Origin of the sequence: Ureibacillus galli, assembly GCF_014836845.1 — a bacterium.
Classification (GTDB): domain Bacteria; phylum Bacillota; class Bacilli; order Bacillales_A; family Planococcaceae; genus Ureibacillus; species Ureibacillus galli.
Genome location: NZ_JACSQA010000026.1, coordinates 21590 through 36907, shown reverse-complemented (window position 1 = coordinate 36907; position 15318 = coordinate 21590). Strand labels below are relative to the sequence as shown.

Below are 15318 nucleotides of genomic sequence, written 5' to 3'. Positions count from 1 at the left end.
CGTGTCATAGAATAGTCAAAAAACAAAAGGAGGAGTTTACATTGACTAAAATTACCATTAATGGCGTATCCTATGAAGTAGCTGAAGGAGCTACAATTCTTGAAACCATTAATCAAAATGGCATTGAGCATCCACAAATTTGTTATGTGCCATCGGTTGACCCTATCCAAACTTGTGATACTTGTATCGTAGAAGTGGATGGACAACTCGTTCGCTCATGTTCAACAAAAGCAGTAGACGGCATGAATGTCCAACTAAAATCGGATAAAGCAAAAGCTGCACAAACAGAAGCAATGGACCGCCTATTAGAAAATCACATGTTATACTGTACTGTTTGTGATAATAACAACGGGAACTGTACACTACATAACACTGCAGAAATGATGGAAATTGAACATCAAAAATATCCTTTCACTCCAAAAGTGGAACCACATGAAGTGGACATGTCCCACCCATTTTACCGTTATGATCCAAACCAATGTATCGCTTGCGGTCAATGTGTAGAAGTTTGCCAAAACTTACAGGTAAATGAAACATTATCGATCGATTGGGAAGCAGAAAGACCACGTGTTATTTGGGATGACGGCGTTAGCATTAACGATTCTTCTTGTGTAAGTTGCGGACAATGTGTAACGGTTTGTCCATGTAACGCATTAATGGAAAAATCGATGCTTGGTGAAGCTGGTTTTATGACTGGTATTAAACAAGAAACATTAGATCCAATGATCGATTTAATTAAAGAAGTGGAACCAGGATATAGCGGTATCTTCGCTGTTTCTGAAGTGGAAGCTGCGATGCGCAGTAAACGTACGAAAAAAACAAAAACCGTTTGTACTTTCTGTGGTGTAGGTTGTTCCTTCGAAGTTTGGACAAAAGACCGCAAAATTTTAAAAGTACAACCTTCTGATGGTCCGGTAAATGCCGTTTCTACTTGTATTAAAGGGAAATTCGGTTGGGACTTCGTTAACTCAGAAGAACGAATTACAAAACCATTAATTCGTAAAAACGAAGAATTTGTTGAATCAACATGGGAAGAAGCTTTAGATTTAATTGCTTCAAAACTAGGCGGCATTCAAAAAGAATATGGTCCTGGTTCTGTCGGTTTCATCTCTTCTTCGAAAATTACCAACGAAGAAAACTACTTAATTCAAAAAATGGCACGTCAATTGTTTGGAACAAACGACGTAGATAACTGTTCACGTTATTGCCAATCACCAGCGACAGACGGTTTATTACGTACAGTTGGTTTTGGTGGGGATGCAGGAACAATTAAAGATATTGCAAAAGCTGGACTTGTTATTATTGTTGGGGCAAACCCTACAGAAGGTCACCCAGTACTGGCGACTCGCGTAAAACGCGCTCATAAATTACATGGTCAAAAATTAATTGTTGCCGATGTTCGTAAGCACGAAATGGCTGAACGCTCTGACATCTTCATGCGTCCAAAACAAGGTACGGACCAAGTTTGGTTGATGGCCGTAACAAAATACATGATCGATCAAGGTTGGCATGATGAAGCCTTCATTAAAGAAAATGTCCATGATTTCGGTGCTTTCAAATTTGTACTTGAAAAATACACACTTGACTATGCAGAAGAAGTGACAGGTATTTCAAAAGAAACGTTAATAAATGTTGCCGAAATGATTCGTGATGCTGACGGTACATGTGTTCTTTGGGGTATGGGTGTTACACAAAATACAGGTGGTTCTTATACATCAGCTGCGATTTCGAACCTTCTATTAGCTACTGGTAACTATCGTCGCCCTGGAGCAGGAGCTTACCCTCTTCGTGGTCATAATAACGTTCAAGGTGCTTGTGACATGGGTACATTACCAAACCTATTACCAGGTTATCAAAAAGTAACAGATGATGAAGCACGTGCTAAATTCGAAAAAGCATATGGCGTGAAAATTCAACCGAAACCAGGTCGCAATAATCCACAAATGTTAGATGCGATTATGGAAGGTAAAATGAAAGCGATGTATTTAGTTGGTGAAGATATGGCACTAGTGGACGCTGATGCGAACCATGTAGATAAAGTTCTTTCATCATTAGATTTCTTCGTTGTTCAAGATGTGTTCTTATCACGCACTGCACAATATGCAGATGTTGTTTTACCAGCAGCACCATCTCTTGAAAAAGAAGGGACATTTACGAATACAGAACGTCGTGTTCAACGCTTATATCAAGTTTTACCAACTCTTGGTGAATCAAAAGCAGATTGGGAGATTCTACAATTAGTTGCAAATCGTTTAGGAGCAGATTGGAACTACAGCCACCCAAGTGAAATCTTTGACGAAATGGCTAGCCTTTCTCCAATTTTCTCTCAAGCAAACTACGATGTATTAGAAGGATGGGGTAGCTTCAACTGGGGTAGCCACGATGGTAAAGATACACCGTTACTATATGAAGATGGCTTTAACTTCCCTGACAAAAAAGCTCGTTTTGCTTTAGACGATTGGATGAAACCAATTGAATATGAACCAGAATACGATTGTCATATTAACAACGGACGTATGTTAGAACACTTCCACGAAGGAAACATGACAAATAAATCGAAAGGTATTCAATCGAAAGTACCTGAAATTTTCGTAGAAGTATCCCCTGAATTGGCGAAAGAGCGTGGTATTGAAGATGGAACGTTATTACGTTTAGTGTCTCCATATGGTGCATTAAAATTAAATGCCCTTGTAACAGATCGGGTACAAGGTAACGAACTATTCTTACCAATGAACTCTACGAGCAAAGATTCGGCAATCAACTTCTTAACTGGTGGAGGTGCAGATGTGAATACATCAACACCGGCATACAAACAAACAAAAGTACGAGTGGAAGTATTGAAAGCAAAAGGAAAATCACCACTTCCTAGAACAAATCCTAGAAATAAAAAACGCCACCCACAAAATGGTGTTGAAGTACAACGGAAATGGAATCGTCCTGGCTACGTTCACTTAACAACAAATTAATGGAGGAGTGAAAGAATGGCTGCACCAATTAGTACGATTAAAAAGCAAGAGTTAACAGAAGAACAAATAAAAGAACAAAAGTTAGAGAATTTAAAGAAGCTTCTTTCCGAAAATGAAGAAGCAGTAAATGAAATTTTCTCCATCATGGGAGAATTAAATGCGATTGGCGCCCTTGAAGCTGTAACAAAACTACTTGAGGCAAAAGAAGAAGTTGCTCATATCGTATTAGGTCAAGTAACGCGTGAACCTGTTACGAATATTATTAACAACTTAATGGGGGCTGCCGGTGCTTTATCGGCCATGGACCCAGAAAAAACAACAAAATTAATCGAGAGTTTAACTACTGGCTTAGATGAAGCAAACAAAGCGGTAGACACTGACGAAAAAGTCAGTGTCTTCAAGCTTGCTAAAATGTTAAATGATCCAGATGTGAATCGTGCCATGAACTTTGGCATTCACTTCTTAAAAGGGCTAGGTAAAGGCTTAAAATAGAAAGGAGGTTTTTGAAATGTTAACAAAAGAAAACATTTTAAATGCACTTAAGCATGTAGAAGACCCGGAACTTCATAAAAGCGTTGTTGAGTTAAATATGGTGCGTAATCTAAAAATTGACGGCACTCATGTTTCGCTTGACGTAATCTTAACAATCAAAGGTTGTCCGTTAAAAGCGAAGATTCAACAAGATATTGAACAAGCATTAAAAAATATTGGAGCTACAAGCGTTTCCCTTCAATTCGGTTCCATGACGGATGAAGAACGTCGCACACTAACAGCTACCCTAAAAGCTCAAAACGTAACTGACCAAGGGATGCCTAAAATGTTGAAACCTGATTCTGGCGTTAAATTTATTGCTGTTACGAGTGGTAAAGGTGGTGTCGGTAAATCAACGGTTACGATTAATTTAGCGACTGCCCTTGCCCGTCTTGGAAAAAAAGTTGGGATTGTCGATGCAGATATTTATGGCTTTAGTATTCCGGCTATGATGAAAATCGATCAAAAACCAACAATGATTGACCAAACAGCAATTCCGGTTGAGAGCAATGGCGTGAAAGTCATGTCGATGGGCTTTTTCTCAAAGGATAATCAACCTGTTATGTGGCGCGGACCCATGCTGAACAAATGGATTCGCAACTTCCTTGCCAACACCCATTGGGGTGAATTAGATTATCTCCTACTAGACTTACCACCTGGTACAGGAGATGTTGCCATCGACGTGGCGGCAATGATTCCACAAGCAGAAGAAATTATTGTCACGACACCCCACAACGCAGCTTCTCATGTAGCAACACGTTCAGGTCTAATGGCACAACATACGAAACATAAAATTTTAGGTGTTGTTGAAAATATGGCGTACTTTGAAAATGCAGATGGTGAAAAGAACTATCTATTCGGTCAAGGTGGAGCAGAAAAATTAGCAGATGAACTTCATACCCACATCATTGCTCGAGTACCATTTGCGAAACCTGAGGAAAATACAGGTTCTTCGGTTTATGATGAAGACTCAGTTGTAGGTGAAGTATTTACACATCTTGCAGAAGATATTGTTTATCGATAAGATAAAATAGGGTTCGGTAATTAGACCGCCCCATAAATAAGACAAGCATTCAACCAGTTGTAGGATTTCCCTACGACTGGTTGTTTTATTATTTCCCTATAAAAAAAACATCTTCTAATTGAATTCTAGTTTTGTAACTTGAATTCAATCGAAGATGTTTTTTTCATTATTTAAACGAACACGATTCTACTAATTCATATAACCGGCTCTTCTTAAAACTTGCATGAAATAAAAGCGATACGTGTTTTTCACAAAAGTGTCTAATGGTAAACCTACATTCAATTGATATTTCGTAAAAATGAAATAAAATCGTTTATCCCACTTTAAACGTAACAATTCCCCTGCCTCTTCACCATATTTCTCGGTAAATTCTATAATTAAAGGTTCAATCATATCTTTGCAATAGTCTTTTAAACTTGCAAGAGCGTCGATATCTTTGTCCCTTTGAAAACGCGTAATCCAATCCGCTAATTGCTCGTTCATATCAAAATCCATCCTTCTATCAATCTGAGTTTCTTCCTATTATATTATATCATTTTTTCACCCTATTTACGTGTCTCGTTGCTTACATATATATCGATAGATTGAAATTTATTCACATCGTTATTTCTGTATAAAATAACGTGTTTTTTCTGGCAGTTCCTGATTTCGCTTTCAAAGGTACATTTATCAATTTTAACTAAACGACCAAGCAATAAATATGATACTTGCTACCCCCCATGCTGCGGTTCCTACTATCCACCAAAGGCTGAATTGAGTAGTTGAACGTTGCTTCCTATCCATATTTCTCTTTATAAAATAAAGAACAATAAATCCAATTATGAAGAAACAAAAAGTTATCCAGAATAATAAATCCACTTTCAATCCCCTCTTTAGTGAATTACTCCCTAAAACGTCACATAATTTCTATGTATTTTACCATAAATATCAAATTATATTACTTTCGCATCCAAATTAGAAGGATAATACGTCCGCCAATTTGTCACCTCTTCTTATAGCTTCGCGGTCATCTCCCCAATAGAAGTGATAATGGTTGGAATAAAGAAAATTGCATGTATTGAGGAGCTTCTCTGAACCGTGTACTAACTAAAAAAATATCGCACTATCCTTTTTCAATTAAAAGTATCGAAAAAATCGCGACATTGTCTTTAACGTCGCGATTCATTCATTCTACTATTCTGATATTCTATTTAAAACTCACGATCCATCACTTCTACTGAATAGCTTCTCTAATTTTATATGTCGCATAAAGTACTTCATCAGTATAGTGAATGCAAAAATGATAATTAAAATTAGCGTAATAGAAGCTCCTGGAGGTGTTCCTAATTCATAGGAAGTGATTAGTCCACTCGAAGTGCCAATTAATGCAATGATTATACCAAACAAAATAACACCATTAAAACTTTTGCTCAATCGAAGTGAAATGGCAGCAGGCAAGACGATAACGGCAGAAACAAGTAAAGCTCCGATTATCGGCATAATAACTGCAATCGTGACGCCAGTTAGGACATTAAATAAAATCGACATCATTTTAATAGGCAAACCTGCAGTAAAGGCTGTTTCCTCATCAAAGGTGAGGACATACATCGGCTTTCGGAAAATAAAATATAACAAACCGATAATTACCGTCAGTCCTAACAGTATCCATACTTGTTGCTTACTAATTGTCACAATAGAACCGAACAAAAATTGATTGATACTCAATGTTGCCCCGCCATCATTCAAACTCATTAAAACTAGCGCTAGTGCCAGTCCTGCAGACATTATAATGGCAATCGACACTTCTGAATATGTACGATAGACGATACGTAAATATTCAAGCACAAATGCTATTACCATGACGACTAAAATATTCGTCCACGTCGGATTGACGCCAATGAGCAATCCTAACGCTACACCTGCTAATGAAATATGCGAAAGTGTATCTGCCATTAAAGACTGTCGACGCAAAATCAAAAACAACCCTAACATCGGTGCAATGAGTGAAATTAGGAAGGATGCTTGGAAAGCTCTTTGCATGAATCCATGGAAAAACATCTCCAAGGGGAACCCTCCTTCCGTACTAGCTCAATATGTTTATTAGCATAATGGCGAATTTGTTCATGATCGTGGGTAACCATTAAAATGCCTTTATTATGTTCTATACAATTGTGCTGTAATAATTTATAAAATTCCTCTTGAGAGTGTACGTCCATTCCTGTCGTCGGTTCATCTAATACGAGCAAATCAGGATCTGTCGCGAACACACGGGCAATGGAAATTCGCTGCTTTTGCCCGCCTGACAGTTCTCCTATCTTTTTATGGCGCATCTCCCACATTCCTACAGATTCCAGCGAGCGTCGTACATGCTTTTTGTCTTCCCCATCTAATCTTTTAAACCATTTTCCTCGTTGATAGCGTCCGGACTGTACCAGTTCCAGTACAGTGCTTGGGAATCCAGCATTAAAGGAAGCGACCTGCTGCGAAACATACCCGACAACCAGCTTCTCACCAATGTGATTTGTTGGTGAGAGCCAGACGCTGCCTTTCGATGGCTTAAGCAGACCTAGAACATTCCGCAGTAGTGTTGTTTTGGCCGCTCCATTTTCCCCCGTCAGCATGACAAACTCTCCTGCGTGCACTTCAAAAGAAATATTCTCTAACACCGGTTCCTCCTCATACTGAAAGGCGAGGTTTTTCACTTCAATATAACGCATAATCAAGCGACCTTTCTTATTATTGAATACTTAACTGCAAGGCTTCCAAATTTTCCCGCATTGCATCCAAGTATCCTAAATCTTTTTCTTGCAACTCTTCCGACAGCACTTCCAAATCATATAACACAGCCGTCTCTGTCCCTGTTTCAGCAGCAACCGTTTCTGCAATCGCTGAACTAGCTCCTTGCTGATAATAGATTACCGGTACATCATATTCTTTTACTAGATTACCAATTTCAGCTATACGAGAAGGACTTGGTTCTACTTCTGTCGATAAGCCCCCAATGGCCACTTGCTCCAAATGATAACGTTTGGCAAGGTACCCAAATGCTTGGTGTTGTACGACAAAAACACGATTCTCCGCCCCTTCGAGTGCAGTTTCATACTCTTCATTTAAAGCTTGAAGCTCTTCATTAAAGGCTTTTGCATTCTCTTCATAAATAGCCTGCCCTTCCGGATCTGCTTCAATTAACGCATCCCGAATGACATTCACTTGCGCTTGTGCCAATACTGGATCCAACCAAATATGCGGATCATGATTTTCGTGATCATCAATCATAACGGAGACAGGTTCCGATTGGGCATATACCTTTTCTTCATTATCTAAAAGGGCTACCCGTACTTCGAAACTTTCTCCCGTTGTTTTATACTCAAAATGATCTGTTTCTTGACCGGAAACAGCTTCCCATTCCTCATCCTCACTTCCGCGAACGTACCAACGCCAATTCGTATAGTCCGCTTCTTCTTTTAGTTCCGCAACGAGCGTAACGACATCTCCCGTATGATAATGATCTGCCAAACCAACGATTTCAATCGGTTCAGAATTGTCACTACTTCCATGTTCATGGTGATGTTCGTCCTCATGACTGTCTCCATGGGCGTGGTCATTCCCATGATTATCAATCACAATTTTTACCGGTTCCGATTGAGCATAAATATTGTGATCATTATCGAAAAGTACTGCCTGAACTTCGAAACTTTCTTCTGTTGCTTCGTATTTAAATTCAGGTCCCCCAACTTCTGGTACAGTCACCCATTCCTCGTCGGCACTTTTTCTTGTATACCAGTGCCAATGATCAAATTCCACTTCTTCCTCTAATTCCGCAGTCAATTCAATTGTATCCCCTGTATGGTAATGGGCCGCAACACCTTGAATTGTTAGACCTCCCGTAGTCTCCGGTTCTTCACCATCTTCATGATGATCATGGTCACTATCCTCAGTTGAGTCAACACCATCTGCGGTACGTGCGATTACAAGATTATCGTTTTCTATCGTATTGAATAAACTATCTACCCAATGTTCCATCTCTTCACTGCTATACACAAACACATCTGCTTCATTCACAGCTGTCACATCTTTTGCACTCGGTTCATAATGATGTGCATCTTCTCCTGCAGACACCATTAACGATACCTCCGCCCGCTCTCCTGCCACTTGCCGAGTAAATTCATACATCGGGTAAAATGATGTAACAACGGAAATTTGTTTATCAGACTCGCTTTCCTTTTCTGCAGAAGTACATCCGGAAAGAGCGGCACACGTAACCATACTAAGGAAGACTGCTACTAACCACGTTTTTTTCATCTTTCTTTCCTCCTAAACTACATGACTAAAAGTGTAACTTTAATCACTCTGAATTCTTTAACTAGCTTTTAATGAGCCAGCATATCACGCACGAAATCTTCTGCATCTAAATTAGAAGGATAATACGTTGGCCAATTAGTCACTTCCTCTAATAATGCTTCGCGGTCATCTCCCCAATATAAGTGGTAATGGCTTGAATCGACTGGGAAAATATTATGATCACTAAATTGAATGTATTGAGGAGCTTCCACTGATCCGTCTACTAATTTAAAAATATATCGTACGCCTCGATTCCCTTTTTCATAGGTAAGAATTTCATATCCATCTGATGCGTACTCTCCCGAATATTCCTTTCCATCTTCGAAAAATGTTACGACATTCTTCTCGATCGTGATGCGATTAACATTCGTTTCATATCCTATCTTGTAATATTCCTTGTATTCTTCTTTCGTCATATCTCCGCTTTCTGCTTTATGTGCAAACACTTCATCCAAATCTCCAGATAAAAGATAAGGATAGACCGATTGCCAATCTCCTTCCCAATCGGACAATTCACGATCTTTTACTTGACTGTCTTCGAAATACCCATTATAGATTTGCTTACTTTCTTCGTCGTGTCCGTGATGGTCATCAATCACCACTTTCACAGGTGCAGATTGAAACTCCGGTTTGTCGTTACTACCATATAAAACGACTTTTATCTCTAAACCGTCCTTTGTTGCTTCGCCCGTAAAAGTATCCGTTTCCTGTCCAGAAATCGATACCCATTCCCCATCACTACTTTCTCTGCTATACCAGTGCCAATGATCGGACTCTGTTTCTTCCTCCAGAACTGCTGTTAATTTAATAGTATCCCCAGTATGGTAATGATCAGCGATGCCTTCAATGGTTATTTTTTCTGGTGCCTCCTGATTCGTTTCTTCCCCTTCGGAATGGTTATGTTCCTCGTCTGTATGTACTTCTTCCTTAGATGCTTCATCTCCCGTTCCTTGGCATGCTGTTAAGAAGATGCTTAACAGTAAGATACTCGATAAACCCATAAGTAATTTTTTCATTTTATTCTCCCTCTCTTTTAAATGGTTTACTTTTTAAAACACAAAGCGTAATCATTACGTTTTAAAAATGCGTAAAAATTTTTAGCCTTCTCCTGCATTGAAAATGATTAAACGTAATGATTAGCTATGTACTCTTTTCAAGTGGTCATTAATTCATGAATAAAAATAGTTGTGCTTTACTTTTTTCAGAAGATGCTCCAATCAACTGATTCGTATAATCATACCATCTCACTTTTCTACAGCGTTCTTCCATTCTTTCACTCAGTTCTTCTTCTATTTCATTCATTAATTTTGCAATCATTGAGAAAGGCATATTAAAATGCCGGCTTGCTATTTCATATGGGGAATACGCTGTAAAAAGTTGAAGGTACTCTTCCACTGTATTTGATTTTTCAACTAGACGATCTTCCATGTCGATAATAAATTGATAGAGCCTTTTCTTATTTTCGGGAAGTTTTCTTACTTCATTTTTTAATAATAATTCCATTAACCGGTCATTCATTAATTGTCTCATCCTTAGTTGTACAAAAATAAGCGCATCTTACCAGCTAGATTTTTTCACGCCTGGAATTTGACCAACTCTCGAAAGGCGATACGAGAAAGTCCAAATTTCCGCATATATCCTCTTGGTCTTCCCGTTAATTCACAGCGATTATTCAAGCGGGAAGGAGAAGAGTCCCTTGGTAATTTAGCCAATGCATGATAGTCTCCTTTTTCTTTTAACTCTTTTCGCAACTCAGCGTAACGGGCTACCATTTCCCTTTGTTTTTTATCTCGTACGACTTTTGACTTTTTAGCCATGCTATTTCCTCCTTATGAAGTGTTATGATCATTTCGTTTCTCTGTGTAATGTCACTCGTTTAAGACGGGGACTATATTTCTTCAATTCGATGCGCTCAGGATTATTGCGCTTATTTTTTGTCGTTATATAATTTCGGTCTCCTGTCTCTGTGCACGCTAGTGTAATCTTCACTCTCATCAATTGTACCTCCTAATATTTTATAAATATCAAATTAAACTTTCGGCAATGGATCCGGGAAATTCGTCCAGTCTTGTTTCATCTCTTCATTCGTTAGCACACAGCGATCCAAAGAATCAATGATTGCTTGTTGATCCATTTGAATTCCAATTAATACAAGCTCATTCATTTTACTTCCTTCCTCTTCAATCCATGTACCGACTCTTTCCATACTTAAAGATGGACCTGCTTGGGAAAGTAGAATAGCTAAATCATTACGGGTTGCAAGCCAAAGAAAACCTTTCGCCCGTACAACTTCAACTGGCCATTCATTTATCCAGTTCATGAAACGTTCAGGATGAAATGGTCTTTTACTTCGATAAACAAAAGATCCAATACCATATTCCTCCGTCTCAGGAATATGTTCCTGATTCAATTCTTTCATCCACCCTGCCCCTTGGCTCGCTGCTTCAAAATCGAACATTCCTGTGTTCAACACTTCATGTAAATCGACATTCGCCTTTACTGTATGAATAATTTTTGCATCGGGATTCAAACTTCTCAGTACCCCACTTAGCTCATTCACTTTTTCTTCCGTTAACAAGTCGGTCTTGTTCAATAGTAAGACATTTGCAAATTCAATTTGATCGATTAGTAAGTCGGCGATTTCCCGCTGATCCTCCTCTGTTACTGCTTCTTTACGCTCGAGAAGGGTATCACCTGAAGTAAAGTCATGCCAGAATCTATAGCCATCGACAACGGTCACCATCGTATCCAATCTGCAAAGCTCCTCTAAATGAATGCCTAAATTTTCATCCGTATAAGTAAAAGTTTGAGCAACAGGTATCGGTTCGCTAATCCCGGATGATTCAATTAAGATGTAATCAATATCTCCAAGTTCAGCTAATCTAGCTACTTCCACGATTAAATCTTCCCTAAGGGTGCAACAAATGCAGCCATTTTGCATTTCTACTAATTTTTCCTCTGTCCGTGTAAATCCCCCTTTTTTCACTAAAGAGGCATCGATATTAACTTCGCTCATATCGTTTACAATGACGGCTACCTTCAGTCCTTGTCTGTTGTGCAAAATATGATTCAACAGAGTTGTCTTTCCTGATCCTAAATAACCGCTTAAAACAGTTACTGGTATTTTCTTTTCCATTCCACCTCTCCCCTTTCCAACATTATCCCCATCTATAAATCGTAATCATTACGTTTTACATCATATACATGTTTCTTCCATTTTGCAAGAACTTTTACAAAATGAAATAAAAAAATTTTTGTTAGCATTTTATCTTTCCACTTATCGTATGTTCGAGTATCCGGGGCCACTCTGTAATGAATTAAAAGGAAAAAACGGATGTTTTTAGGCAATTAAAAAACGCCAAAACCCTTATAATTCAAGGATTTTGACGTTCAGTGGATAGCAGGAGTCAAACCCACCTCTCCAAAAACTATGCTAAAAAGTTTTTAGTAAATAGTGATTCTAAAAGTGGTTGGTATTTCTTTTTACTAGATTGATATTGTTCTAGTATCGCTTCGCCACTTTTTTCGATGATTTCTATTCGATCTAATATTTCCTTCGTTAGTTGTTGAGAGTCGGTCGAAACAACTAACTGTTCTAACCCAAGGGAAGCGGCATTATCAAATATTTTAAAGCGATAGCCTAATGCGATGGCTGGTACATTTGCCGCAAATGAGAGATAGTTTGCATGTAGTTTAAAGTTAATCGTTGCAGTACATTTTGATAATTTTTCTATTAATTGCTGTTCCGTATATAGATTTTTATCCAGTATGACGCTCTCAGGATGATTTATTTTTTCATATAGTCTTTCACAATGGGGTCTATCATCGCCCCATACCGAATAAATAATCAATTTATAACCGGATTCAATTAATTTCTTCGCTGCCTCAACTAACTGTTTCTCAACTAAACTTTCATTTCCCCCATATAAACGATTAAATGTAGTTCCCCAGTTGATACCAATTAGCTTTTCTTTGCTAGAAAGCTTTTTCGGATCAGGCTCTTTCAATAATAAGCCCGGATCTCCTATCATTTCTACTTTCTCCGTCTTTTCACTTCCAATCATAATTTCAATCGCCTTTTTCGTTAAAGGTCCTCTTATCCCAACAAACAATGCTTTTTCAATTACTTCATCTAATACTTCAATATCCTTTTGTTTGAAATTTTGTTCCATCGAAAGTAATTGATCATTTATTAATAAATCGAGATTTTTCTTTTCAATCCAATCAAGTCCTGATCCCCATATCATAACTGGTTTGCCTTGATGAAGGGCATTTTGAAGGATTTGCAAATAGCCCGGTAATAAAAGAGAGCCTCCCCCTAAAATAACCGCATCATATTTTTCAAAGTTTTTCATGTCGGTCCCTGGTACTGATGGAATGATTTCTATTTGATCTTCTCCTAGGTGTTCTTTACATTTGTCTCGAAAGATGTGCCATAATAATTCATCACCTAAGTTATTAAAGCCGATCCACCCAATATATAGGAGCTTCTTCAACTTTCGCTTCCTCCTTTCGATGTTTCAGAATAAATTTTTATAATGTCCGTTGCGACATTTTGTATATTAAACTTTTCTTCTACGATTTCTCTTGATGCGATGCCATTTAACTTAAGTTGTTCTTGATTTAATAAATATTTTTTTAAATCGTTTCTCAAAATATGTCTACTACAAGAGGATTTGGAACCATGATCTCCAAAATAGTGGTTCCATGCTTCATCGATATTGTCTTTATTCACCATTCCAAAATAACCATGGTTTCCAACAGCTATGACTGGTTTTTCCGAAGCCATCGCCTCTAGTGCAACGCGTCCCGTACCAACGACACAATCGGCCATAGAATAATAAGCATGCATATTCTTTTGTTCCCCTACGATATGGATAAAAGAATCTTTACACGCTTTCTCAATGATTTGTGTTAAGTTTTTTATATCCCGTAATTTGTCGCCATCCCCAACGATAATGACATGGAGATTCGGAATAGGATTTAACTTTAAGTCCTTGCAAGCGCGTAAAAACATGGAGCAAACACTCGCCTTTGCCCATGTAATTCTGCTCGCATAAAGGGCGACAGGCGAATCTTTCGGTATGTTCAATTCTTTTTTTAAGTCTTCATATGAGGCATCCCGTGGATATTCCTCTAAATTAATGCCATTTGGGACTAAGTAAGGATGTTCCACTCCAAACGACTTCATATAATCGCATAATGGAGGACTTACACAAATAACAGCATCGGACAATTGGAGAAGTTTACGAATCTCATGGTTCGGATAATAGGTGCCATGTACAGTAAAAACGGTAGCGATTCCCTTATTTCTTGCGGCCTTTCCGGCTAAGTATCCTGATGGGGATTGATGAAAATGAACGACGGATATTTGCTCCGCTTCCATAATTCCTTCGAGTTTCTCGATTAACTCTTTTTCATGTTTTTCCTCAAGATTGAGCGTCTTTGGAAAATCGATAGGATAAATAGGACAATTTAAAGCTTCAAAGGAGCTAACTAAACTCCCTTCTTTCCTTGCGGCAAAAGAAACAATTACATCATTTTTTAGTAATTCTTTTGCCAACCCCAATACATGGGTTTCCGTACCCCCAACATATAAAGCATCCGTGACAAGTAAAACCCTTTCTTTACTCACCTTTAGCACTTCCATAAAATTGTTTTGAGCGCTGCTTTTCATGAACACGATAGTAATATAACACGTCTCTTAAATTATCAATTTTTAATTTCGCATTTAGAAACTTGACGATAAATTCGTAATCCTCGGCTCCAGTGATTCTTCTCGTTGGACCACCTAGTAAATCAAAAACCTTTCCACGGAATAAAATCGTTCCATGGCAGATACAGTGCTTACCAATCGCATAAATTTTCCGAATATCCTCTCCATAATATAGCCAATTGGCTTCTTTTCCATTTTCTTTATTGCCATCAGTAAATGCCCGATAATTCGTTCCGATTAAATCATAGTCTAGATTTTCCTTTAAAAAGTTCACTTGTTTCTCAAAACGTAAAGGGTGTGAAATATCATCGGCATCGTTTACTGCAATATACTCACCTGAACTCATAAAATAGCCGATATTCAGTGCACCGGCGAACCCTGTATTTACTGGAAGGTTGCATATAATGATTGGAAAAGATGGATTAGAATTTTCTATCCATTGTTCTACTATTTTTACTGTATGATCCGTCGAAGCATCATTGATAAGAATTACTTCGATCTTGTTGTATGTTTGAGATAGTAGTCCGTTTAAGCAATCTTCGATATAAGGGGCTGCATTATAGCATGGAATAACAACACTAACTAACCCTTCTTCTCTTATCTTCATAGTTATCACCTCTAGATTAAACTATGTAATCTATTTCACATGCCTTGTGCAGAAGACCAATTTAAAAAAATATTTAATAAAAGATAGAATTCTATGCACACATTCCCAATCAAATTGGAACGAGCAAACATATAATTCAACATATGTTATTAAA

14 protein-coding genes and 1 pseudogene are annotated in these 15318 nt (G+C 38.1%); 3 read left to right on the top strand and 12 right to left on the bottom strand.

Annotated elements, in window-relative coordinates; all coding sequences use genetic code 11:
• Positions 1–41 precede the first annotated feature (41 nt).
• The 3 genes from fdhF to H9636_RS14670 are packed head-to-tail and all read left to right on the top strand — an operon-like array spanning position 42 to position 4521.
• A complete protein-coding gene (gene fdhF / locus H9636_RS14680) occupies positions 42–2966 on the top strand; it encodes a formate dehydrogenase subunit alpha (protein WP_191708318.1) in 2925 nt (974 codons plus the stop codon).
• 15 nt (positions 2967–2981) lie between these two features.
• On the top strand, positions 2982–3458 hold the full coding sequence (locus tag H9636_RS14675) for a DUF1641 domain-containing protein (protein ID WP_122972979.1): 477 nt from the start codon (positions 2982–2984) through the stop codon (positions 3456–3458).
• Positions 3459–3474: 16 nt separating this feature from the next.
• Positions 3475–4521 carry a P-loop NTPase gene (locus H9636_RS14670; RefSeq protein WP_191708317.1) on the top strand — a complete coding sequence of 349 codons (1047 nt, stop codon included), beginning with the start codon at positions 3475–3477 and terminating at the stop codon, positions 4519–4521.
• Positions 4522–4710: 189 nt separating this feature from the next.
• Here H9636_RS14670 and H9636_RS14665 read toward each other — a convergent pair whose 3' ends face one another.
• The 12 genes and pseudogenes from H9636_RS14665 to H9636_RS14610 all read right to left on the bottom strand — a co-directional run bounded on the left by H9636_RS14665 (position 4711) and on the right by H9636_RS14610 (position 15164).
• Positions 4711–5004: a hypothetical protein gene (locus tag H9636_RS14665; protein ID WP_191708316.1), complete on the bottom strand. Its 294-nt coding sequence runs from the start codon at positions 5002–5004 to the stop codon at positions 4711–4713.
• A 714-nt stretch (positions 5005–5718) separates the two neighbouring features.
• Entirely contained in the window at positions 5719–6564 is an 846-nt protein-coding gene (locus tag H9636_RS14660; RefSeq protein ID WP_225230248.1) for a metal ABC transporter permease, read from the bottom strand.
• Positions 6510–7217, bottom strand: a complete 708-nt coding sequence (locus H9636_RS14655; RefSeq protein ID WP_191708315.1) for a metal ABC transporter ATP-binding protein — start codon at positions 7215–7217, stop codon at positions 6510–6512. Before H9636_RS14655 ends, H9636_RS14660 begins: the two co-directional genes overlap by 55 nt.
• A 19-nt stretch (positions 7218–7236) precedes the next feature.
• Positions 7237–8802, bottom strand: a complete 1566-nt coding sequence (locus H9636_RS14650) for a metal ABC transporter solute-binding protein, Zn/Mn family (protein ID WP_191708314.1) — start codon at positions 8800–8802, stop codon at positions 7237–7239.
• A 68-nt stretch (positions 8803–8870) separates the two neighbouring features.
• Positions 8871–9857 (bottom strand): ZinT family metal-binding protein, encoded by a 987-nt coding sequence (locus H9636_RS14645; protein WP_191708313.1) that lies wholly within the window; start codon positions 9855–9857, stop codon positions 8871–8873.
• Positions 9858–10005: 148 nt separating this feature from the next.
• Positions 10006–10359: a hypothetical protein gene (locus tag H9636_RS14640; RefSeq protein WP_191708312.1), complete on the bottom strand. Its 354-nt coding sequence runs from the start codon at positions 10357–10359 to the stop codon at positions 10006–10008.
• A 39-nt stretch (positions 10360–10398) separates the two neighbouring features.
• Positions 10399–10658: pseudogene (gene rpsN / locus H9636_RS14635) on the bottom strand (30S ribosomal protein S14).
• Positions 10659–10686: 28 nt separating this feature from the next.
• On the bottom strand, positions 10687–10836 hold the full coding sequence (gene rpmG, locus H9636_RS14630) for a 50S ribosomal protein L33 (protein ID WP_191708311.1): 150 nt from the start codon (positions 10834–10836) through the stop codon (positions 10687–10689).
• A 34-nt stretch (positions 10837–10870) separates the two neighbouring features.
• Positions 10871–11977: a GTP-binding protein gene (locus H9636_RS14625; protein WP_191708310.1), complete on the bottom strand. Its 1107-nt coding sequence runs from the start codon at positions 11975–11977 to the stop codon at positions 10871–10873.
• Positions 11978–12269: 292 nt separating this feature from the next.
• Positions 12270–13337 carry a polysaccharide pyruvyl transferase family protein gene (locus H9636_RS14620; protein WP_191708309.1) on the bottom strand — a complete coding sequence of 356 codons (1068 nt, stop codon included), beginning with the start codon at positions 13335–13337 and terminating at the stop codon, positions 12270–12272.
• Positions 13334–14476 (bottom strand): glycosyltransferase, encoded by a 1143-nt coding sequence (locus H9636_RS14615; RefSeq protein ID WP_191708308.1) that lies wholly within the window; start codon positions 14474–14476, stop codon positions 13334–13336. The genes H9636_RS14620 and H9636_RS14615 overlap by 4 nt, the downstream gene beginning before the upstream one ends.
• Entirely contained in the window at positions 14469–15164 is a 696-nt protein-coding gene (locus H9636_RS14610; protein ID WP_191708307.1) for a glycosyltransferase family 2 protein, read from the bottom strand. The genes H9636_RS14615 and H9636_RS14610 overlap by 8 nt, the downstream gene beginning before the upstream one ends.
• Positions 15165–15318 lie beyond the last annotated feature (154 nt).